This is a genomic window from Klebsiella michiganensis, assembly GCF_015139575.1.
Taxonomy (GTDB): domain Bacteria; phylum Pseudomonadota; class Gammaproteobacteria; order Enterobacterales; family Enterobacteriaceae; genus Klebsiella; species Klebsiella michiganensis.
This window is the reverse complement of the sequence record NZ_AP022547.1, coordinates 3282268-3303304: the sequence shown is the minus strand read 5'-3', so window position 1 is coordinate 3303304 and position 21037 is coordinate 3282268. Positions and strand designations below refer to the sequence as shown.

The following is a 21037-nucleotide window of genomic DNA, read 5'->3' as shown; positions in this document are numbered from 1 at the left end:
GCATCAACGGATTCTATCCTCCTCCCAATTTGCGGAAATTTCCAGCATGCCGTACAAAACCATCTGGAATACGTAGGGAGAGGCATTCTCCAGCCCCGTGCTATGCAACGCCTTACGCAAAATTCAGCGCAACTTCAACGGCTTCACGCCAATCTCCGACAGGCGACTTGAAAAACTCAGATGAACTATCGATACTGTATAAAAACACAGTATTATAACGGGTGAATCTATTATGTTGTTCTATAAACCGGTTGAGTTGCGTCAGATTGTGTCGATTCCGCTGTTTAGCGACCTTGTCCCATGCGGTTTTCCCAGCCCTGCGCAGGATTATATTGAGAAGGGGATCGATCTCAATGAGCTTTGTATCAGCCATCCCGCGGCAACCTATTTTGTTATGGCGACAGGCACCTCAATGGTGGATGCCGGCATTTATGAAGGTACGCTGCTGGTGGTGGATCGCGGCCTGAAAGCGAAGCATGGGGATATCATCATTGCCTCAGTCGACGGTGAATACACGGTTAAGCGTCTTTGTACGCACCCCATCATGCAGCTCTTGCCGATGAACCCGGATTTTCCGCCAATTGTGCTGCGCAACGACGCTGAAGCGCTGGAGATTTTTGGCGTCGTCACTTTCAGCATCAACAGGCTCCGCTGATGTTTGCCCTGGTCGATGTGAATTCATTTTACGCCAGCTGTGAAATAGCCTTTCGCCCTGACTTACGCGGGCGTCCGGTGGTGGTGTTAAGCAATAACGATGGCTGCGTCATCGCCAGAAACCACGAGGCGAAACTGCTGGAAATTCCAATGGGCGCGCCGTATTTCAAAGTGAAATCACAGTTTGAACGTCATCAGGTAGCGGTGTTTAGCAGCAACTATGCCCTTTATGGCGATATGTCCCATCGCGTCATGACGATTCTCGAAGAACTGGCGCCCGCGGTGTATCAATATTCCATTGATGAAGCGTTCGTAAATTTGACCGGGATCCATCGTTCTGAGGAGCTTGAGGCATTTGGTCGCCACGTGCGTAGTACATTACTCCAGAGTACCGGCTTGACGGTAGGGGTGGGGATCGGGCCGACGAAAACCCTGGCCAAGCTGGCGAATTATGCGGCCAAAAGGTGGCCAAAATTCGAGGGCGTTGTCGATCTCTCATTGCCGGCCAGGCAGAGAAAACTGCTGGAGAAGGTTGCCGTCGGTGAAATCTGGGGAGTGGGGCGACGCATTGCGAAAAAGCTCAATGACATGGGGATTACGACGGCTCTTCAGCTGGCCGAGACGCCCGCTCCGCTGATCAGAAAACATTTCAGCGTTGTAATGGAGCGCACCGTGCGGGAGCTGAGAGGCGAGCCGTGTCTTGAACTGGAAGAGTATATGCCGACTAAACAGCAAATTATCTGCTCGCGTTCCTTTAGTCAGAAGGTAATTGAATACGGGGCGATGCGCGAAGCCATCTGCAGCCATGCGGTCCGCGCCGCCGAGAAGCTGCGCGCGGAGCACCAGTACTGCCGCTATGTTTCGGTCTTTGTGAAGACCAGTCCGTTCGCCGGTCATGAAGTCTATTACAGCAAAGACGCCGGCACGAAAATTCACATCCCGACGCAGGATAGCCGGGATATCGTCGCTGCGGCGCTAAAATGCCTGGATACTATCTGGCGGGAGGGATGCCGATATCAAAAGTGCGGCGTGATGCTGGGCGATTTCTTTAGCCAGGGGGTGGCGCAGTTAGGCCTGTTTGACGACTATCAGCCGCGAGCGAATAGCGAACAGCTGATGACGGTGCTTGATTTAGTTAACCGACGTGAAAAAGGCCAGCTCTGGTTTGCCGGGCAGGGAATCGAGCGCAGCTGGGAGATGAAACGGCATATGCTGTCGCCAGCCTACACCACCCGATTCAGCGATTTGCTGCGGGTGAAACTGTAGGCTGGTATGAAAGGGAGTGGTTATCCGGAGCGGCGCTCCGGACGACAAACCGTCAAACATATCGCGCAGCGCTTATTGCAGGCCCGCCAGTTCATCGGCGGTCAGCGCTAAAGTTTGCGTTGTTCCGCTTTCGGCAGACTGCGCTGCGGCTTCCAGTACCGCCATGACGGCGAGCGCTTCTAAGGGCGATACCGGGTTGCTGATTTTGCCGGTCAGCGCATCGCGGACGTGAATATAGTACTGCCGCTGATCGCCTCGTGGCGCGCTGATTTCACTGGCGCGCAGGTTGGCATCAAACACCACCAGGCTATCGTCATCTTCGCCCCAGCTTTCGCTGCCCGGGACCACGCCCGCCAGCAGCTGGCTCTCCTGCTGGTCAGCGCGTTGTTTGACGACGCTACCTTTATCACCATGGACGGTAAAGCGGGATACGCCGCCCGCGACCAGCATGCTGCAGTGCAGAACCACTTTGTGCTGCGGATAGTTCAGCACCACGTGCGCCCAGTCGTTGATTTCCGCGCCTTCACGCAGGGTGGCGATATTTCCCTGCACCGACTGCGGCAGGCCGAACAGCTGCAGCGTCTGGTCGATCAGATGCGGACCTAAATCAAACCACAGGCCGCTGCCCGGTACGTTCTGCTCCCGCCAGCGGATGCGTACTTCCGGGCGGAATCGGTCGAAATGGGATTCAAAATGTTTAACTTTGCCGATGAGCCCCTGTTCGATAACCTGCTTCACGCCCAGATAATCGCTGTCCCAGCGGCGGTTATGGAATACCGACAGCACCCGCTGTTTCTCTTCCGCGAGGGCAATCAGTTCGCGAGCCTCCTGCATATCGAGGGTAAAGGGTTTGTCGACGACGACGTGCTTGCCGGCGTGTAAAGCCAGACGGGCAAGCGGAGCATGGGTTGCGTTAGGAGAGGCGATAACCACCAGATCGACATCCGGATGCTGGATGGCCTCTTCAGGCGATGCGATGACGGTGACGTCTGGCAGGTCACGTTTCACTTTATCTTCATCACGCGAGGCGACAATCGCCAGATTCAGGCCGTCGACGGACTGGATCAGCGGGGCGTGAAAAGTTTTGCCGACGAAGCCGTAGCCAATCAGGGCAATATTAATGTTCTTACCGGTAGTCATAAGCATCTCCGCGTTATTAAGCATCAGCGATATGGAGCTGTATTGAGTCGTTATCCTTCAGTTCGTCCCAGGGGCGATCGAGGAAGAGCTGATGGATGTCGGCGAGTCCGGCAACCAGCCAGGGCTCGCAGTGATTCAGTTTCATATGATCGGCAACCAGCCAATGTTCCGCGCTGGCCGCCAGCATGGCGCGCTTGACTTCAGCATCCGCCTCCTGACTGGCGCTGAGGCCGAGGTCGGCGTGGAGCGCGCAGGTGCCGAGAACAGCGATATCCGCCCGATAGCGTTCCAGCAGCGAAACCGTAGCGCTACCGGCAAACAGGCGCTGCTGCATATCCCATTTCCCTCCCAGCAAAATAAGCTGAATATCCGCACGGGTGCTGAAGTGTTGGGCAATATCTAAAGAGGGGGTGATGACCGTCATTGGACCCTGTATCTGGGTGGCGACGGCCAGCACGGTGCTCCCGGCGTCAAGAAACAGCGTGGATCCGCCGGGGATCTTCTCCGCCACCATTTTACCTAAGCGCTTCTTGGTATCCGGTAGCAGGGTGTTCCTGTTCTGCCGATTCATGGCGGAGAGATTGAGCGCGATAGCGCCGCCGTGGTTTTTCTGGGCGAGCCCCTGTTTTTCGAGGTCGCTAAGATCGCGGCGCAGCGTATCTGCAGAAACCTGCAGTCTGTCTACCAGCTCACTGATCGTGATCTGGCCTTTTTCACTGAGAATATCAATAAGATATTTTTGCCTGGCCGTTTTATGCATCGTTTGAACCCGCAAAATGCTGCAATAACTTGCATAATACAGCATTTTGCGGAAAAAGAAATCTTCACAACGCGCGGCCGCGGGGATGAGTTAATAAAGACTTTTATACGGGATGGCTTGATCAAGGGCTGAAGTCACCGTTTGAATCCACCTGACGTCGAGGCGATAGGTCGGGATTGCAGAAAAAGACAAGCGATGAATAGTCTAAAATGATACCGAGAAATAACTTGAGTTAATGAGCGTGTTTATATCAAAATTCACTATCAGCAGCGATAGCGCTGGTTTTTGCTAGCGCTTCGTCGTGAGCTGGACTTGCTGGCGACGGTCCGGTTGGCAGAAATATAATTCATATGGATGGCATGACGTTTTCTCACTATTTCCGTTTGGGTTGAATGCTGAAAATATTAATCCCGGATGGGCACCTCGAAGTTAATTGGTGAGGGGAATGCCCGTCACGCCAGATAGCTATTTTACTTAAAGTTCGTTGAGTGCCCGTTCTCAGGTCAAAAAATAATGTTTATTTATATCGTGTTTTTTAAAACGACGATAGCTGTACTGTGCGTATCGTTAGCTATCTGGATAATACTTGATTTACTTTCGTCAGCAGGCTAAATCGATGTTGAATATTGTTATTAAAAATAATAACCAGTTCTTTAATTTGGGATTTCATTTTTTATTGCAAGCGCTCTTCCCGGAATACTCGTTCTCTACACAGGTCTCCGCATCGCTTAACGAACGGCTCGTGCGTGATGCAGACGTCGTCGTACTGGATTTATGCCGCGGAGAAGAGTTCGTATGTCATCCAGAGTTGTTAAACCGTAAACCGGGATTGCTGATCGGCGTGGTTGCCAGGCTAAATCATCGAGGGAGAGGCGCTTTGCCGCTCTGCTTGAAGGAGATAGTTTTTGTTGGGCGCGATGAGAAGCTCTCTCAGGTTATTGCGAAAATAAAACTTTCATGGGTTCTGACGCCTCCGTCAGCAAAAGAAAAGCTGGCGCTCCGGTGCGATAGTTGCCCGCAGAGGACGCTTTCCCCGCAGCAGAGAATCATCGCGGCGGCAATTTATCAGGGGTTAACGGTGAACACGATTGCCAGAAAGCTATCGCTTTGCAATAAAACGGTTTTTGCCCACAAGCGTCTTATTATGTCTAAATTCGATCTACGCAATGATTTAGACCTCGTACTATTGCTGCGTCATCTGGATAACGCACGCTGGGTTGCGAAAGATAATTCTTAAACTTGCAAACCGGCAAGATCGCTCTATTCTTATTTTGCTTACTAAAATGGAGGAAAAAGCAATGTGTACCAATTTGCATGACAACGCTCGTCAATACGCAGAAGAGAAAAAATGAACGGCTCCTGCTAGCCTGCCTTCCCGTCAGCCCAGCGTCTGGCGGCAGGTGATAATGCAGGTTAGACACCGTATTGCAAAGTTCATCAGCAACCCGCCGCCGGCGGGTTCTTTTTTTCAGCCCTCCCGCTTTTCGCCAGTGAATTCAGCAGCATGCCCTGAATAGCTCTTGCGTAACCGTCGCGTAAGGCTAGACTACGGAAATGTGCATGAGTTAACGGAGGTCCAGTGGACGCCATTAAGGGATCGGAACTGAATGTGCCGGATGCCGTTTTTGCATGGGTGTTCGACGGGCAGGGCGGTGTAAAGCCGTTGGTCGATAGTGACACCATTGATAAAGAGCATCCTTGTTGGCTGCATCTCAACTATACCCATGTGGATAGCGCGGAATGGCTGGCATCGACGCCGCTGCTGCCCAATAACGTGCGTGACGCGCTGGCCGGGGAGAGCACTCGTCCGCGAGTGACGAGGATTGGCGATGGGGCGTTAATCACGCTGCGCTGCATCAATGGCAGTACCGATGAGCGACCGGACCAGCTGGTCGCGATGCGTCTTTATATGGATGAGCGCTTGATTGTCTCCACCCGGCAGCGCAAAGTCCTGGCGCTCGACGATGTACTCGGCGATTTGCGCGAGGGTAACGGTCCGGTTGACGGCGGCGGCTGGCTGGTGGAGGTCTGCGATGCGCTGACCGATCACGCCAGCGAGTTTATTGAGCAGCTTCACGACCGGATTATCGATCTGGAAGATGATTTATTGGATCAGCAGGTTCCGCCGCGCGGTTTCCTGGCGCTGTTGCGTAAACAGCTTATCGTCATGCGCCGCTATATGGCGCCGCAGCGCGATGTGTATGCCAGATTAGCCAGCGAGCGTCTGCCGTGGATGACGGACGATCACCGGCGCCGGATGCAGGACATTGCCGAACGTCTGGGACGAGGTCTGGATGAGATTGATAGCTGCATCGCCCGCACGGCGATTATGAGCGATGAGATCGCGCAGATTATGCAGGAGTCGCTATCGCGAAGAACCTATACGATGTCGTTGATGGCCATGGTTTTTCTGCCCAGTACCTTTTTAACCGGTCTCTTTGGCGTCAACCTCGGCGGCATTCCCGGCAATAGCTGGCATATGGGTTTTGCCATTTTCTGCCTAATGTTAGTCGTTCTCATTGGGGGTGTTACATGGTGGTTGCATCGTAGTAAATGGCTGTAAAGAATCGTCTTTTGTCGCGATGATGATGGTGAAAACCCGGCAATGTTTGAGCGAAATCAATAAACCATCTACCCATTCAGGGCAATATCTCTCTCGCAGGTGAATGCAACGTCAAGCGATGGGCGTTGCGCTCCATATTGTCTTACTTCCTTTTTTGAATTACTGCATAGCACAATTGATTCGTACGACGCCGACTTTAATGAGTCGGCTTTTTTTTTGCGCTCTGTTTCTCAGCTTCTACGCTTAACGGGTGTACCCGCCCACAACCGGGAGTCAATATGCGTAATAAACAGCTGAACTCAATTCCCATTCCGCCGGAACCCAACGATCCGGTACCGGTCCACGATCCCAAACCTCGCCCACGCCCGTTACCCGACCCGCCGCCTGACGATGAGCCGATTAAATTGTCGCATCGGGAGCGGAGATCTGCGACGATACGCGCCAGCAGATTGTCCGCCCCTAAATGTAATGCGAGAAATAATTGTGACCGCTTTTTCAACTCTGAATGTTTTGCCCGCCGCCCAGCTAACTAACCTGAATGAACTGGGGTATCTTTCGATGACCCCGGTTCAGGCCGCGGCTTTGCCGGCGATTCTTGCGGGTAAAGATGTCCGCGTGCAGGCAAAAACCGGCAGCGGTAAAACGGCGGCATTCGGCCTCGGGCTACTTCAGCACGTTGACGCCTCGCTGTTCCAGACGCAGTCGCTGGTGCTGTGCCCGACCCGCGAGCTGGCGGATCAGGTCGCCGGCGAGCTGCGTCGGCTGGCGCGCTTCATGGCGAATATCAAAATTTTAACCCTCTGCGGCGGCCAGCCCTTTGGCGCCCAGCGCGATTCGCTACAGCATGCGCCGCATATTATCGTTGCTACGCCGGGGCGGTTGCTCGATCACCTGCAAAAGGGCACCGTATCGTTAGATGCCCTACAAACGCTGGTGATGGACGAAGCGGACCGCATGCTGGATATGGGCTTTAGCGATGCCATTGATGAAGTGATCCGCTTTGCGCCGGCTTCGCGCCAGACGCTGCTGTTTTCCGCTACATGGCCGGAAGCGATAGCGGCAATCAGCGGCCGCGTACAAAACAACCCGCAGACTATTGAAATTGACGCCGTTGATGCACTGCCGGCTATCGAGCAGCAGTTTTTTGAAACCTCGCAACACGGCAAAATCGCGCTGCTGCAAAAGCTGTTGAGCCAGCATCAGCCCGCCTCCTGCGTGGTGTTCTGCAACACCAAAAAAGATTGTCAGGCCGTCTGCGACTCGCTAAACGCCGCCGGGCAAAGCGCGCTGTCGCTGCATGGTGACCTTGAACAGCGCGATCGCGACCAGACGCTGGTGCGCTTTGCTAACGGGAGCGCGCGCGTGCTGGTGGCGACCGATGTTGCTGCGCGCGGGTTAGATATCAAGTCGCTTGAGCTGGTGGTGAACTATGAACTGGCCTGGGATCCGGAGGTTCACGTACACCGCATTGGTCGTACCGCCCGCGCCGGTGAAAGCGGCCTGGCGATTAGCCTCTGCGCGCCGGAAGAGGCGCAGCGTGCAAATATCCTTGCCGAAATGCTGCAAATGAAGCTCAACTGGATGAGTGGGCCGACGAATAGCAGCGTTGTGCCACTGCAGGCAGAGATGGCCACGCTATGCATTGATGGCGGCAAAAAAGCGAAGATGCGCGCGGGCGATGTGCTGGGGGCGTTGACCGGTGATATCGGTCTTGAGGGCGCAGATATCGGTAAAATCGCCGTTCATCCGGCGCATGTCTACGTTGCCGTGCGTCAGGGCGTCGCGCATAAAGCGTTTAAGCAGCTACAAAACGGGAAAATTAAAGGTAAAGCCTGCCGGGTTCGTTTGCTGAAATAAGCGCGGAAAAGGCGTCTCAGGCGCGTGCCTGAGACGCAAAGACGTTATTTTACTTCCACAACGTTCAGGCGCAGCTCATCCAGCTGCGCGTCATCTTCATCCGGCTGCCAGCCGGCCGGCTGCATCGGAATCTCTTCACGATCGAACGCCAGATCGCCGCCGTCAACGACCGCAGAGCCGTGCTGAATGCCTTTAAAGTCGAACAGATTGACGTCGCTGAGATGGGAAGGCACCACGTTCTGCATCGCGCTAAACATCGTTTCGATGCGCCCTGGATAGCGTTTGTCCCAGTCGCGCAGCATGTCGGCAATGACCTGGCGCTGGAGGTTGGGCTGCGAGCCGCACAGGTTGCACGGAATAATCGGAAAACCTTTCGCCTGGGAGAAACGCTCAATATCTTTTTCCCGGCAGTAGGCCAGCGGGCGAATCACGATATGTTTACCGTCATCGCTCATCAGCTTCGGCGGCATCCCTTTCATCTTCCCGCCGTAGAACATATTCAGAAACAGAGTCTGCAGGATGTCGTCGCGGTGGTGGCCGAGGGCGATTTTGGTCGCGCCCAGCTCAGAAGCGGTGCGGTAAAGAATGCCGCGGCGCAGACGTGAGCAGAGCGAGCAGGTGGTTTTACCTTCCGGGATTTTTTCTTTAACAATGCCGTAGGTATTTTCTTCAACAATCTTGTATTCAACGCCCAGCTGCTCAAGATATTCTGGCAGGATATGTTCGGGGAAGCCCGGCTGTTTTTGATCGAGGTTGACCGCCACCAGGGAGAAGGAAATTGGCGCGCTTTTCTGCAAGTTGCGCAAAATCTCCAGCATGGTGTAGCTGTCTTTACCGCCGGAGAGGCAAACCATGATGCGGTCGCCTTCTTCAATCATATTAAAATCAGCGATCGCCTCGCCGACGTTACGGCGCAGGCGCTTCTGCAATTTGTCGATATTGTATTTTTCTTTCTTTGTAACTTGCTGATTATCAAGCATTATAAACGTTCTCTGAAACGAAAAGGCATGTAAGGGGCAAAGTTAACTTCACGGTGCAAGCCCGGCGTCAGGCATTGATAGCCGATCGCCGTTCATTTCATCCATCCCTGTACTGTCGACTTTGAACACCATTTATTGCGTTTTCATGCCCCATCTGGTTAACAATGGTTAGCACCGGCTTACAGCAGCCAGCAGGCAAAAGTATGTCGCGTATGGTACGGATTCCGACGACGAATGCCAGCGCGTTTTACGGCGGCTTTCCATCTGCTAACGATAGTGCGGCGAGTTTTGGCCTCAATCCCCCCTCCGGGCAGAAAGACAAACGTCGTTTTCAGGCTCGCCAGCGTCACACGCCCGGTGATGGAGTGTATCTGGTAAAAGGGTGCGAGAATTTATTGTTCGCGATAATCAAAAAGCGTTGGCAAGGTACCTCGCTTTTTTAAAGCAGGGGCCTTGTTCCTGCTTTTGCCATAATCCGCCAGGATCGCGATATAATTATTTGCATCCTGATAATTACACAGCGAAGGTATTTGGCGCAGGTGAATAACAGCGGTAAAGTTTGAGTAAAATAACCTGATGCAGACTGATTCCCTACAACGCCAGAGCAGTTAGATTTTTTCCTGATAATAATCTGAATATGTGCCTACTCAATGGGGTTTTTCCTTGCAAAACGAAGCGCTTATCCAGCCCACATTCTTATTTCTCGGATTATGAATAAGGCAATTACAAAAATTGACAGTTGCCTGATGTTTTTATGAGATTTAAACTTTCACTGCAACTTATGGATTAACTTTGATTATGGGAATAAAAATGAAAAAAAGTACCGTTGCAGTAATGATGATAGCGACTCTTTCAGGATCAGCTTATGCCGAGTCAATGCAGCTAAGCCCAAATTTTTCTGCGGAAAGTTTTACTGTATCGACGTCTGCAGGGATGCTGAGTGGGAAATCACAGGAGAGAGTTTATGACGCGGATACGGGGCGAAAGGTCAGTCAACTTGACTGGAAAATAAAGAATGTCGCCATTGTGAAAGGTGATATCTCATGGGATGCCTACTCCTTTTTGACGCTGACCGCCCGCGGCTGGACGTCGTTGGCTTCAGGTTCAGGACATATGGATGACTATGACTGGATGAACGATAACCAGTCCGGTTGGACAGATCATTCATCTCATCCCAGCACCAATGTCAATTATGCCAATGAATACGATCTCAGCGTGCAGGGCTGGCTTTTCCAGGACGACAATTATAAAGCGGGCGTAATTGCGGGTTATCAGGAAACGCGTTTCAGCTGGACGGCTACCGGAGGTTCTTACAATTATGATAACGGTGCGACGACTGGCAATTTTCCGACCGGTGAGCGTGGGATAGGATACAGCCAGAGATTCTCCATGCCCTATATCGGTCTCGCGGGTCAATATCGTATCAATGACTTTGAGTTTAATGCCTTGTTTAAATTCAGTGATTGGGTCAGAGCTCATGATAACGACGAACACTATATGCGTGAGTTGACCTTTCGCGAGAAATCAACTAATTCGCGTTATTATGGTACATCGGTTGATGCCGGGTATTACATCACGCCTCATGCCAAAGTTTTTACTGAATTCACCTATAGTAAATATGAAGAGGGTAAGGGAGGCACTCAGATTATTGATACCTATAGCGGTGAATCAGCTTCAATTGGAGGAGATGCTGCCGGCATTGCAAATAAAAACTTTACCATCACAGCCGGACTTCAATATCGATTCTAAATCATTACCGCCCGTGGATATAGCAAGCAAAACTCGCTAATCCCGGAGCGCGCGATAATCAGTATGGAGTGTCTCCCGCTCTGAGGGCACTCCATTATCCACGGCCATATCACCCGAATGCTTCAGAGGATGGATTGTGGCAAGCGCAAAGGGATCGCCCAGGAATTGCTAAAAACCGAAGGTAAATGCAAGGCGCTTATCCTCGTGTGCCGGCATTTCATTTATCTCCTCGTATGCTCTACCTGTGGCGCAAAATCCGCCACGAACAAAGATACGATTCACGAATGCATCAGGTAACCTTCAGGTAGGGGCGCGAAAAGATGAGTTTGTCCGGGCAAAGAGAAGGCAATTGAACCGAAAGGGAAATGGGCAGGCAATGATGATGCCTGCCGCCGGCAATTATTTAGCGCAATAGACGCGCGCTTCACGCGGAGTATAAATACCCAGGGTGACAAAACCCAGCAGGCCGTTGACAAAAGTCTGCTGCACTTCAGTACGGACTACTTTGTCGGCGCCGCCGCAGACTTTGGCAGCATCAATTTGCTTCGACTGGCCAATGCCGCTGACAAAGAAGTGGTGAGTGGTGACCTGCTGAGGTTGAACGGTGACGCCAGGATTTACCGAGAAGCTCTGCTGGGCGCAACCAGAAATAGCGGCTGCGGCGAAAACTACCATAATTAACTTTTTCATTTCATCCCTATAATTGTTGTAAAACATACCCATGTTCGGGCAAAGGTTTTATACAGCAAAATGAAAAAGACACAACGTACTAATTTTTATAGTACCAGGTAAATGATTCCCCTATCTGCGATGCTGCGGGTACGGCCCAGTGCTCAGATTGCGGAAAAAAAGCCCGCACAGCGGCGGGCAGAGTAGGTTTACCGCACGACCAGCACCGAACATTCCGCATGGCGGACAACGGCGGCGGCGTTAGAGCCCAGCAGATAGGTGGTGATATCGGGACGGTGCGAAGAGATAATCACCAGATCCGCGGGGAGAGACTTCGCCATAGCAAGGATTTTATCTTTTGGCGAGCCTTCCGAAACGTGTAAATGGACACGGTCTTCGGGAATAGTAAACTTTTTCACAATCTCTTTCAGCCGCGATTCCGATTCGGCTTTGAGGTCATCCATCGCCGGCAGCTCTGCGGTGTAAGCCATTCCCAGCGAAGCGTAATAGGGAAGGGAGGGAATGACGGTCAGGAAATGCACCTCGGCATCATCGATTCTGGCTTCAGCTTCAACATGCTTGATAACGCGATCGGTTAATTCTGTATCGGAAATATCGATGGGCACAAGAATCATTCTGTTCATAAAACCTCCTGTTTAAGTAACCACTTAAAGTGTAGGCCATCCAGTTGATTATTGTACATTGAGCGCAATCACACTTTCGCCATCAGGCACGGCGGCGTTCAGTAAATTTTCCTTTGATCACGCCGTCGTAAAAACGGCCTTTAGAAACCACCTGGAGAAAGTCGCGGAAAATGCGCGGCGGGACGCCGAGATACTGTAGGGTTTTGTTATCGCGAAAACGAATTTCAAGAATACCGGAGGACTCATCGTAGGCGATGGAATGGATACGGGATGATTTCACGGGATGATGGTGCATGGCGGGCGTCCTCTACGGCTACGGCGGTTCCTGGTAGCAATATAACATTCATCGGTCGATTATTTTAAAGCAATTGATATATTGTTTTGCTTTGAATGCAGTCGATGGCCGGGAGGGGAAGAGAAAGCCCGCCGTTGCCAGCGGGCCCGCAGATTAGAACTGGTAAACCAGGCCTAAAGCAACCACGTCATCGGTAGAGATGCCGTTGTTGGAATAGAAGCTATCGTCTTCGTCCAGCAGGTTGATTTTGTAATCAACGTAGGTGGACATATTACGGTTGAAGTAATAAGTCGCACCAATGTCAGCATATTTAACCAGATCTTTGTCGCCATCGGTTTTGCTCAAATCTTTACCTTTAGACATCAGGAAAGAGACCGCCGGACGCAGACCAAAGTCGAACTGATACTGCGCAGTCACTTCAAAGTTCTGGGTTTTATTGGCGACGCCGTTGCCGTTACCGTATGGCGTCATGTTGCGGGTTTCGGAATACATGGTCGCCAGGTAAATATTGTTGGCATCATATTTCAGGCCGGTAGTCCATGCTTCCGCTTTATCGCCCTGTGCGGTAGTTCGGGTCATCTGATCGTTGGTACGGTCAGAAGAGGTGTAGGCGGCGGCAGCGCTGATACCCATACCGAAATCATAAGAAGTTGACAGACCAAAACCGTCGCCGTTGGCGTTACGTACGCTGCGATCGCCGTTGTTGGTGCCTTCGCCGCTGCCGGCGTTTTCATTTTTACCCTGATACTGCAGGGCGAAGTTCAGGCCGTTAACCAGACCGAAGAAGTCATTGTTACGGTAGGTCGCTACGCCGTTAGCGCGGCCGGTCATAAAGTTATCGGCCTGGGTGTAGGAGTCGCCGCCGAACTCTGGCAGCATATCGGTCCAGCCTTCTACGTCGTACAGAACGCCGTAGTTACGGCCATAGTCGAATGAACCGTAGTTAGCGAATTTCAGACCCGCAAACGCCAGACGGGTCCAGGACTGGTTGTCGGCGCCTTCGGTGTTGTTCGCCTGAACGTTATATTCCCACTGACCGTAGCCGGTCAGCTGATCGTTAATCTGAGTTTCGCCTTTGAAGCCAAGACGGACGTAGGATTGATCGCCATCTTTAGAGGAATCATCGGAGAAATAATGCAGACCATCCACCTTGCCATAGAGGTCCAGTTTATTTCCGTCTTTATTATAAATCTCAGCAGCGTGAGCAGCGCCAGCAGCTAACAATGCCGGGATAACGAGGGCCAGTACTTTTCTTTTCATTTAGACAATCCTTTAACGGTTTTTGTTTTAGCTTCCTCCTGGGAAGTGAACTCATGCTAAATGAGCAAATTAAGATATGGTAAATATCAATTGTTACGATATGAGTAAAATCTAAAATAAATAATTCAATTGAAATGGTGATAATTATAATGAATGATTTTGTGAAATACATACAAAATAAAAATTATACACGGTGATTTTAATATCGTATTATCCGCCCGTTATATGCCTTTTATTGTCATCTAAGAATTTATGTTGCCCTCCGTTCCTGAGAATGGTTTTTATTGAGCGGTAAAATGACAAGCCCGAATGAATATTCGGGCTTTTTTTATGGGTGGTTAAAAAAACGTCAGTAAATTAGCTTTCGGTTGCCGGTTTTTCCACCTTACCGGCCAGCTGGGCAAGGAAGTCATAGCGTTTTTGTAAATCCGCCGTCGCATCCTTCCACAGCTGTTCCGCGACTTCCGGCTGCTGCGCGTTAAGGCGGCGGAAGCGCTGCTCGTTCAGGAGCGTTTCTGCCAGCGCGTCTGACGGCGGACGGGAGTCCAGCGCCAGCGGAAGTTTACCTTCATCGGCGCGACGTGGGTCAAAGCGATACAGCGGCCAGAATCCGGTCGCGGTCAGCTGACGCATCTGATCGTGGCTCAGCGCCAGATCGTAACCGTGTTCTTCGCAAGGGCTGTAGGCAATAATCAGCGACGGGCCCGGATACGCTTCCGCTTCCTGAATCGCTTTTACCGTCTGGTTCAGCTGCGCGCCAAGGGAAATCTGCGCGACGTAAACGTGGCCGTACATCATCATGCTGACGCCGAGGTCTTTGCGCGCCTTGCGCTTACCATGTTCGCCAAACTTGGTGACCGCCCCCAGCGGGGTGGCTTTTGATGCCTGGCCGCCGGTGTTGGAATAGCATTGGGTATCGAGCACCAGAATATTGACGTTTTCGGTCAGGCTCAGCACGTGGTCAAGACCGCCGAAGCCGATATCGTAGGCCCAGCCATCGCCACCGATTAGCCAGATCGATTTCTCGACCAGCGCGTCGGCGTCGGTTAGCAGCTCTTTCGCGTCGGCTTCATTTGCCAGAACCTTACGCAACTCGGCCACCTGTTCGCGGCGTACTTCAGGCGTTGCTTCCGCGTGCAGCGCGTCGTTAAGCGCGGGCGGAAGTTTATCGGCGAACTGCGACAGCAGACGCATTACGCGCTGACGGTGCTGATCGACGGTGAGGCGGAAACCGAGACCAAACTCGGCGTTATCCTCGAACAGCGAGTTAGCCCACGCCGGCCCGCGGCCGTTGGCATCGGTGGTGTAGGGCGTGGAAGGCAGGTTGCCGCCGTAAATCGATGAACAGCCGGTGGCGTTGGCAATCAGCATCCGGTCGCCGTAGAGCTGAGTCAGCAGCTTGATATACGGCGTTTCGCCGCAGCCGGAGCAGGCGCCGGAGTATTCGAACAGCGGGCTGATCAGCTGCGAGGTGCGGATATCGATACGCTCCAGCTTGCTGCGGTCCATTTCCGGCAGATTGAGGAAGTAGTCATAATTCACTTTCTCTTCTTCAACATGTTCAAGGCGCGACATCATATTGATGGCCTTGATTTCCGGATTCTGCCTGTCTTTGGCCGGGCAAACCTCGACGCAGAGATTACAGCCGGTACAATCTTCAGGTGCGACCTGCAGAACGTACTTCTGGCCGCGCATATCGCGGGATTTAACGTCCAGAGAATGCAGGCTGGCCGGGGCATTTTCCATCGCGTCCGGGGAGACCACTTTCGCGCGGATTGCCGAGTGCGGGCAGGCGGCCACGCAGTGGTTACACTGGGTGCAAAGTTCTTCCTTCCAGATAGGGATCTCTTCGGCGATATTGCGTTTTTCCCAGCGGGTGGTGCCCATCGGCCAGGTACCGTCCGGCGGCAGGGCGGAGACCGGAAGCGCATCGCCGAGCCCGGCCAGCATGGCGGCGGTCACGGTTTTGACGAAATCCGGCGCGGCGTCGGAGACGACCGGCGGGCGGTTCGGGCTGTTGGCGTCGACCTGCTGCAGCGGCACTTCCGCCAGCGATTCGCGGGCCAGGGCCAGCGCCTGCCAGTTGCGTTCGACCAGATCCTGACCTTTGCTGCTGTAGCTTTTAGCAATCGCCCCCTGCAGCTCCGCCAGCGCGCTATCGCCCGGCAGGATCTGCGTCAGATGGAAAAAGGCCATCTGCATGACGGTGTTGATGCGCGCTCCAAGGCTACACTCGCGGGCGATTTTTGCCGCGTTAACGATATAAAACCGCGCTTTTTTCTGATTCAGCGTGGCCTGGACTTCCTGCGGCAGACGCGACCAGACCTCTTCGGCGCCGTAAGGCGTGTTGAGCAGGAAAATACCGCCGGGCTTCAGGCGTTCAACCATCTGATACTTGTCGATAAACTGCAGCTGGTGGCAGCCGACGAAATCCGCCTGTGAAATCAGATAGGAAGAACGAATCGGCTTCTCGCTAACGCGCAGATGGGAAACCGTCAGGCCGCCGGCCTTTTTCGAATCATAGACGAAATAGCCCTGCGAGAACCAGGGCGTCGAGTTACCGATAATCTTGATATTGTTTTTGGTGGCCGAGACGCTACCGTCGCTGCCGAGCCCGTAAAACAGAGCTTCCAGCTTCGCCTCCGACGGCAGCGTGTTTTCTACCAGCGGCAGCGAAAGATTGGTGACGTCATCGTAGATGCCGACGGTAAAGCGCGGCTTGGGTTTAGCGGCGCTCAGTTCGTTGAATATCGCCAGGACGCACTCCGGCCCGAACTCTTTTGAAGAGAGACCGTAGCGGCCGCCAATGGTACGCGGCAGGGTTTCTCGCTCGCCGCGGTTGAAGGCTTCCGCCAGCGCGGTCATCACGTCGAGATACAGCGGCTCAGCCTGGGCGCCCGGTTCCTTGGTGCGGTCAAGCACCGCTACGGCGCGGGCGCTTACCGGCAGCGCTTCCAGCAGGTGGGCTGCGGAGAAGGGGCGGTAAAGACGAACTTTCAGTACACCGACTTTTTCACCGCGGCTCAGCAGTTCATCAACCACTTCCTCACAGGTGCCGATTGCGGAGCCCATAATCACGATAACGCGCTCGGCTTGTGGATGGCCGTAGAACTCAAACGGTTTGTACTGACGCCCGGTGGCGGCGGCAAAATCGTTCATCGCCGTTTCAACGTGCGCGTAAACCGCGTCGTACCACGGGTTAGTTGCTTCACGTGACTGGAAGTAGGTATCCGGATTCGCTGAGGTGCCGCGGATTACCGGATGTTCGGGGTTCAGGGCGCGCTGGCGATGTTCATCGATTTTATCCTGCGGCAGCAGGCTGAGAAGGGTATCGTCCGCCAGCGGGGCGATTTTGTTGATTTCGTGCGAGGTGCGGAAACCATCAAAGAAATGAATAAATGGCACCCGGCTTTGCAGCGTGGCGATATGCGAAATCAGCGCAAAGTCCTGGGCTTCCTGGACGCTGCTGGCGCAGAGCATCGCGCAGCCGGTCTGACGCACGGCCATGACGTCCGAGTGATCGCCGAATATGGAGAGCGCGTGGGTTGCCACGGTGCGGGCGGCGACGTGCAGAACAAACGGCATCAGCTGGCCGGCCAGTTTGTACAGCGTCGGGATCATCAGCAGTAAACCCTGCGATGAAGTAAAAGAGGTCGAGAGGGCGCCGGTTTGCAGCGCGCCGTGTACGGCGCCGATTGCCCCGGCTTCCGACTGCATTTCGACGACGCGGGGAACATCGCCCCAGACGTTTTTCAGCCCGTTGCCCGCCCAGGCGTCCGCCTGCTCCGCCATCGTGGAGCTGGGCGTGATCGGGTAGATGGCGATAACTTCACTGGTGCGAAACGCGACTGAAGCAACCGCGCCATTACCGTCGATAGTGATCATATCAATACTCACATTGCTAAATTTTTGATAAAAAAAGTTTTTATGCCCATTGATACACGCTGAGCACTCGCTGAGCTCTTCTGCGAAACCGCTATCGGCGCGATTCCACCGGTAGCGGAAAGTTCGTATCTCACCTGCCTGGTAACGGGGTTGCGTTACCTGCATCGCTACGGGCAGGGGGACCGGGTTTGTGAATCACTGTTTAAGTATAGACCCCAGAGGAACATGATTTTTTGATCTCCAGTAGCGACAAAATCCATAGTTCAGATAAATTAATTCAAGGTATTACATAGGTGCCTACGTATGAACGACACCCTACACCAAAATCAGTGGCGTCATTTTTCCATAAGTAGCAGTGTGGCGAATTTCGCCAGTCAAAGCCTCCTGACCGACAACACTGTCTTAATTACCTGTAGGTAATTTATTCGAGTTTTGCTATATTTTAGATACCTGATGGTAAATGGCGTTAGAATCATTGCGATGGATAAATACGAAATCAGACGACAGCGCTTGCTCTATATCCGTGATAATTTATGCGGCGGTAAGGCTGTTGATGTGGCCCGAACCCTTGGACGGGAGCCTTCTTACGTCTCAAGGATGCTCTACCCCGAAGGCAAAAAGCAAAAGAAAAGGATAGCTGACGAGATGGTCGAACTTATTGAATCTTCGTTCAATCTGCCCCGTGGATGGATGGACGGTATCACCGGTAATATTGATATCGAGCGAGAACCGGTAGAGGATTCGCCGCAGATGCCATATGTCATTGAGGTTCTGGATGCCCAGGCCAGCGCAGGGCCGGGCTGCATTGTCTCCAGTGAGGTTGATGAAACGGTGAATAGCATCACCTATGACTCTGCCGGCGCGCTGCGGCTTTTTGGTAACCGGCCCGCAGAGCATATCAAGGTGATCACGGTCTCCGGCGATAGCATGTCCGGCACCATTGAGACCGGTGACTACATTTTTGTCGATGTCTCGAAAGACTACTTTGAAGGTGACGGCATTTATGTCTTTTCTTTTAAAGGCGCGGTGCTGGTGAAACGTCTTCAGTTCACGGCGGATGGGTTGCTCGTTCACTCGGATAACAGCAAATATGCGGACTGGACGATTGGCGAAAGCCATGAACAGTATCTGAAGATCATTGGTCGCGTGATTTATAGCCACAGCGTTAAACGCTTTGTTTAAAGGCGTTCATTGCCGCGCAGCTTCGCCATCCTGTTTCTGTCATAAACCCTGAGCTCAGCCATAAGCATTACCCGGGTATGCCACCTGTACGCCGGGCATACCTGCGGCTTCTCACCCCCCAATCCTGTGACCCGCTGTTCAACACTACCCGCCTCGGACCTTTTCAGCTGTTTTTACGCGTCAGGCCACTATTTTTTCAAAAATATTTTCAATATTTTCAATTGGTTAATTTGTTTTTTCCATAAAGTATACCTATGGGTATTTATTTTTAAATGACCCTGAGGTATTCTTTTGTCATCAGCTTGATAGACAGCACTATCCGGATGATGAAATACAACGATTCATAACTGAATCTACGTGGCTGAAAAGCCAGCGCCATGGCGCAGTGCGCTTTGGGGTGAAGCCATTGGCAAGGATCCGATTGCCGAAGGCATTCCGCCAAAGCCCATTAAAGGAGACCGCAATGTCCCGTAAAACCGCGTTTAATGGCTCCGCTGCGGGCCGACGTCGCGCGCAGCGCTCCCACTTACAAAATCCGCAAACGCTCAGTTCAGATCTTATCCATCGGCCCACTCCGTCCCGCGCTCAGATTCAGGCAAAAGGGAAGCACCATACGCCTGAACGTATTGAGGACGCATTGCCGATTAAATTTGTGGCACAGGATATTTTTTGGCAGCGCGAGGAATATAAACGGCAAATTGAGCGAGCGACCATCATTTATCAGCAAGAATTTGCACACCAGTATGCGCAGCCAGGAACCTGGCTATTCCAGAGGGCAATTTATGCGCTTGGTTTGCAAAAAAGAAAGAAAGTAACGGCGAGGTAACGCCTTAGTGCCAGGAAAAATGACCCTGCGCTTCGTTATTTACCATCATAACTCATAGTGAAAGAAGGGAGGGTATATGTCCGATCCTGTTTCCGGTACGTCGATAATTGTTGCTGGTGGATTAATGGGCGCTGGTATGTTTGGCCTGGTGACAGGTATTGATTATGGCGTTGTTTTTGGGGCTTTTGCTGGCGCGGTATTTTATGTTGCGACGGCGGTTAATATCACGCGCTTTAGACTCGTCGCCTATTTTATGACTTCTTTTATTGTCGGCGTTTTGGGTTCCGGGTTAATTGGTACGAAGCTGGCTATCTGGACCGGATACAATGAACGACCTTTAGACGCGTTAGGCGCCGTGCTGATATCCGCGCTGATTATTAAGATACTTACGTTCCTGAATAATCAAGAACTAACCGACCTCTACAAAATACTAACCCGCAACAATAGTGGGCGCCCGAATGGGAAATGAACTTCCCGCGCTGCTTAATGCCGTTCTCTGCGCTTTGATTACCCTAACCTTAATGTTTTATCGGCGCGCCCGGTACAGAAGGTATCGACCATGGATATCGTATACGGCTTATTTACTGGTAATCACCTATGCCAGCATACCGTTTCGTTATCTCTTCGGCTTGTATACGTCGACCCACTGGTTGGTTGTTACCGTGAATTTTTTTGTCTTTATTGCCGTGTTCCTGGTGAGGGGGAATATTGCGCATTTAATCGATAAATGAGGAATAAATGAATAAAGATGAGATTTTTAATGCCATTCTGGAAAAGGAGGGCGGTTATGTAAATCATCCTGATGATAAAGGAGGTCCGACAAACTGGGGGATTACTCAAGTCACCGCACGGGCTCATGGTTATGATGGCGATATGCAAAAACTGACGCGCCAACAGGCGCTGGATATTCTCAACGCTGACTATTGGATTGCGCCCCGGTTCGATCATGTTGCTGAAATATCTACCGCGATCGCTGAAAAACTGTGTGACGCCGGGGTCAATATAGGGCCTGTTCTGCCGGGTAAGTGGCTTCAACGCTGGTTAAATGCTTTTAATCATCGTGGGGTACTTTATCCGGATCTTATAACCGATGGTGTTATTGGCCCCAGGACCTTAAATGCCTTGAGCCATTATGTTATTCGAAGAGGCAGTGAAGGGGAGCTTGTACTGCTACGGGCATTAAACTGTAGCCAGGGGCAGTATTATCTGGAGTTAGCAGAAAAAAGTGAGGCTAATAAATCATTTATATATGGTTGGTTAAGGGCTCGGATAGCTATGTAATTTTCTGTTTTATTAATCTAATTCGT

Annotated in this window: 20 protein-coding genes and 1 pseudogene; 13 read left to right on the top strand and 8 right to left on the bottom strand. The window is 52.2% G+C overall.

The window, feature by feature from the left end; all coding sequences use genetic code 11:
- Window positions 1-232: 232 nt before the first annotated feature.
- Both umuD and umuC read left to right on the top strand, forming a co-directional pair.
- Complete coding sequence (gene umuD / locus JLG71_RS15515) at window positions 233-655, top strand: translesion error-prone DNA polymerase V autoproteolytic subunit (protein ID WP_200913587.1); 423 nt, start codon at window positions 233-235, stop codon at window positions 653-655.
- On the top strand, window positions 655-1920 hold the full coding sequence (umuC, locus tag JLG71_RS15510; RefSeq protein ID WP_185219393.1) for a translesion error-prone DNA polymerase V subunit UmuC: 1266 nt from the start codon (window positions 655-657) through the stop codon (window positions 1918-1920). Before umuD ends, umuC begins: the two co-directional genes overlap by 1 nt.
- 72 nt (window positions 1921-1992) lie before the next feature.
- Here umuC and JLG71_RS15505 read toward each other — a convergent pair whose 3' ends face one another.
- Complete coding sequence (locus JLG71_RS15505) at window positions 1993-3084, bottom strand: oxidoreductase (RefSeq protein ID WP_186006564.1); 1092 nt, start codon at window positions 3082-3084, stop codon at window positions 1993-1995.
- Window positions 3077-3820 carry a DeoR/GlpR family DNA-binding transcription regulator gene (locus JLG71_RS15500; protein WP_014229116.1) on the bottom strand — a complete coding sequence of 248 codons (744 nt, stop codon included), beginning with the start codon at window positions 3818-3820 and terminating at the stop codon, window positions 3077-3079. Before JLG71_RS15500 ends, JLG71_RS15505 begins: the two co-directional genes overlap by 8 nt.
- 616 nt (window positions 3821-4436) lie before the next feature.
- Here JLG71_RS15500 and JLG71_RS15495 point away from each other — a divergent pair.
- From JLG71_RS15495 to dbpA, 4 genes and pseudogenes are all read left to right on the top strand, one after another.
- Complete coding sequence (locus JLG71_RS15495; RefSeq protein WP_049082088.1) at window positions 4437-5057, top strand: helix-turn-helix transcriptional regulator; 621 nt, start codon at window positions 4437-4439, stop codon at window positions 5055-5057.
- 342 nt (window positions 5058-5399) lie between these two features.
- On the top strand, window positions 5400-6383 hold the full coding sequence (zntB, locus tag JLG71_RS15490; RefSeq protein WP_004850311.1) for a zinc transporter ZntB: 984 nt from the start codon (window positions 5400-5402) through the stop codon (window positions 6381-6383).
- A gap of 278 nt (window positions 6384-6661) precedes the next feature.
- Window positions 6662-6826 (top strand): annotated as a pseudogene (ynaL, locus tag JLG71_RS28555) (proline-rich small protein YnaL); the annotation flags it as partial.
- Between the two features lie 40 nt (window positions 6827-6866).
- Entirely contained in the window at window positions 6867-8240 is a 1374-nt protein-coding gene (gene dbpA, locus JLG71_RS15485) for an ATP-dependent RNA helicase DbpA (protein WP_014229118.1), read from the top strand.
- A 44-nt stretch (window positions 8241-8284) separates the two neighbouring features.
- Here dbpA and ttcA read toward each other — a convergent pair whose 3' ends face one another.
- Entirely contained in the window at window positions 8285-9220 is a 936-nt protein-coding gene (gene ttcA, locus JLG71_RS15480) for a tRNA 2-thiocytidine(32) synthetase TtcA (protein WP_025107977.1), read from the bottom strand.
- A 203-nt stretch (window positions 9221-9423) separates the two neighbouring features.
- On the opposite strand from ttcA, the gene JLG71_RS15475 reads away from it, so the two are divergent.
- On the top strand, window positions 9424-9663 hold the full coding sequence (locus JLG71_RS15475; protein WP_200913585.1) for a hypothetical protein: 240 nt from the start codon (window positions 9424-9426) through the stop codon (window positions 9661-9663).
- 367 nt (window positions 9664-10030) lie between these two features.
- Entirely contained in the window at window positions 10031-10969 is a 939-nt protein-coding gene (locus JLG71_RS15470; RefSeq protein WP_064358507.1) for an omptin family outer membrane protease, read from the top strand.
- 399 nt (window positions 10970-11368) lie between these two features.
- Here the strand turns inward: JLG71_RS15470 and JLG71_RS15465 are convergent, their stop codons facing one another.
- From JLG71_RS15465 to nifJ, 5 genes are all read right to left on the bottom strand, one after another.
- Complete coding sequence (locus JLG71_RS15465; protein WP_014229121.1) at window positions 11369-11659, bottom strand: Bor family protein; 291 nt, start codon at window positions 11657-11659, stop codon at window positions 11369-11371.
- 188 nt (window positions 11660-11847) lie between these two features.
- Entirely contained in the window at window positions 11848-12282 is a 435-nt protein-coding gene (gene uspF, locus JLG71_RS15460) for a universal stress protein UspF (RefSeq protein WP_004101601.1), read from the bottom strand.
- Between the two features lie 82 nt (window positions 12283-12364).
- On the bottom strand, window positions 12365-12577 hold the full coding sequence (locus JLG71_RS15455; RefSeq protein WP_004850325.1) for a KTSC domain-containing protein: 213 nt from the start codon (window positions 12575-12577) through the stop codon (window positions 12365-12367).
- Window positions 12578-12730: 153 nt separating this feature from the next.
- Entirely contained in the window at window positions 12731-13837 is a 1107-nt protein-coding gene (gene ompC, locus JLG71_RS15450; RefSeq protein WP_004850328.1) for a porin OmpC, read from the bottom strand.
- A 357-nt stretch (window positions 13838-14194) separates the two neighbouring features.
- The gene (gene nifJ / locus JLG71_RS15445) at window positions 14195-17722 is read right to left on the bottom strand and encodes a pyruvate:ferredoxin (flavodoxin) oxidoreductase (protein WP_200914315.1); all 3528 of its coding nucleotides are present in this window, start codon (window positions 17720-17722) and stop codon (window positions 14195-14197) included.
- A gap of 480 nt (window positions 17723-18202) precedes the next feature.
- On the opposite strand from nifJ, the gene JLG71_RS15440 reads away from it, so the two are divergent.
- The 5 genes from JLG71_RS15440 to JLG71_RS15420 all read left to right on the top strand — a co-directional run bounded on the left by JLG71_RS15440 (window position 18203) and on the right by JLG71_RS15420 (window position 21011).
- Window positions 18203-18904 carry a S24 family peptidase gene (locus JLG71_RS15440; protein ID WP_046877232.1) on the top strand — a complete coding sequence of 234 codons (702 nt, stop codon included), beginning with the start codon at window positions 18203-18205 and terminating at the stop codon, window positions 18902-18904.
- Window positions 18905-19367: 463 nt separating this feature from the next.
- Window positions 19368-19730, top strand: coding sequence for a transcriptional antitermination N peptide (locus JLG71_RS15435; protein ID WP_014229124.1), 363 nt, complete (start codon window positions 19368-19370; stop codon window positions 19728-19730).
- 76 nt (window positions 19731-19806) lie between these two features.
- Window positions 19807-20199: a phage holin family protein gene (locus JLG71_RS15430; protein ID WP_025107970.1), complete on the top strand. Its 393-nt coding sequence runs from the start codon at window positions 19807-19809 to the stop codon at window positions 20197-20199.
- Entirely contained in the window at window positions 20189-20461 is a 273-nt protein-coding gene (locus JLG71_RS15425) for a phage holin family protein (RefSeq protein WP_032749344.1), read from the top strand. The genes JLG71_RS15430 and JLG71_RS15425 overlap by 11 nt, the downstream gene beginning before the upstream one ends.
- 7 nt (window positions 20462-20468) lie before the next feature.
- Window positions 20469-21011, top strand: a complete 543-nt coding sequence (locus JLG71_RS15420; protein WP_109241333.1) for a glycoside hydrolase family 108 protein — start codon at window positions 20469-20471, stop codon at window positions 21009-21011.
- Window positions 21012-21037 lie beyond the last annotated feature (26 nt).

Excerpts from the sequence above, each read along its gene's own strand:
- umuD (WP_200913587.1), top strand. The coding sequence starts at position 233 with ATGTTGTTCTATAAACCGGTTGAGTTGCGTCAGATTGTGTCGATTCCG.
- umuC (WP_185219393.1), top strand. The coding sequence starts at position 655 with ATGTTTGCCCTGGTCGATGTGAATTCATTTTACGCCAGCTGTGAAATA.
- JLG71_RS15505 (WP_186006564.1), bottom strand. The coding sequence starts at position 3,084 with ATGCTTAATAACGCGGAGATGCTTATGACTACCGGTAAGAACATTAAT.
- JLG71_RS15500 (WP_014229116.1), bottom strand. The coding sequence starts at position 3,820 with ATGCATAAAACGGCCAGGCAAAAATATCTTATTGATATTCTCAGTGAA.
- JLG71_RS15495 (WP_049082088.1), top strand. The coding sequence starts at position 4,437 with ATGTTGAATATTGTTATTAAAAATAATAACCAGTTCTTTAATTTGGGA.
- ttcA (WP_025107977.1), bottom strand. The coding sequence starts at position 9,220 with ATGCTTGATAATCAGCAAGTTACAAAGAAAGAAAAATACAATATCGAC.
- JLG71_RS15475 (WP_200913585.1), top strand. The coding sequence starts at position 9,424 with ATGTCGCGTATGGTACGGATTCCGACGACGAATGCCAGCGCGTTTTAC.
- JLG71_RS15470 (WP_064358507.1), top strand. The coding sequence starts at position 10,031 with ATGAAAAAAAGTACCGTTGCAGTAATGATGATAGCGACTCTTTCAGGA.
- JLG71_RS15465 (WP_014229121.1), bottom strand. The coding sequence starts at position 11,659 with ATGAAAAAGTTAATTATGGTAGTTTTCGCCGCAGCCGCTATTTCTGGT.
- uspF (WP_004101601.1), bottom strand. The coding sequence starts at position 12,282 with ATGAACAGAATGATTCTTGTGCCCATCGATATTTCCGATACAGAATTA.
- JLG71_RS15455 (WP_004850325.1), bottom strand. The coding sequence starts at position 12,577 with ATGCACCATCATCCCGTGAAATCATCCCGTATCCATTCCATCGCCTAC.
- ompC (WP_004850328.1), bottom strand. The coding sequence starts at position 13,837 with ATGAAAAGAAAAGTACTGGCCCTCGTTATCCCGGCATTGTTAGCTGCT.
- nifJ (WP_200914315.1), bottom strand. The coding sequence starts at position 17,722 with ATGATCACTATCGACGGTAATGGCGCGGTTGCTTCAGTCGCGTTTCGC.
- JLG71_RS15440 (WP_046877232.1), top strand. The coding sequence starts at position 18,203 with ATGGATAAATACGAAATCAGACGACAGCGCTTGCTCTATATCCGTGAT.
- JLG71_RS15435 (WP_014229124.1), top strand. The coding sequence starts at position 19,368 with ATGTCCCGTAAAACCGCGTTTAATGGCTCCGCTGCGGGCCGACGTCGC.
- JLG71_RS15430 (WP_025107970.1), top strand. The coding sequence starts at position 19,807 with ATGTCCGATCCTGTTTCCGGTACGTCGATAATTGTTGCTGGTGGATTA.
- JLG71_RS15425 (WP_032749344.1), top strand. The coding sequence starts at position 20,189 with ATGGGAAATGAACTTCCCGCGCTGCTTAATGCCGTTCTCTGCGCTTTG.
- JLG71_RS15420 (WP_109241333.1), top strand. The coding sequence starts at position 20,469 with ATGAATAAAGATGAGATTTTTAATGCCATTCTGGAAAAGGAGGGCGGT.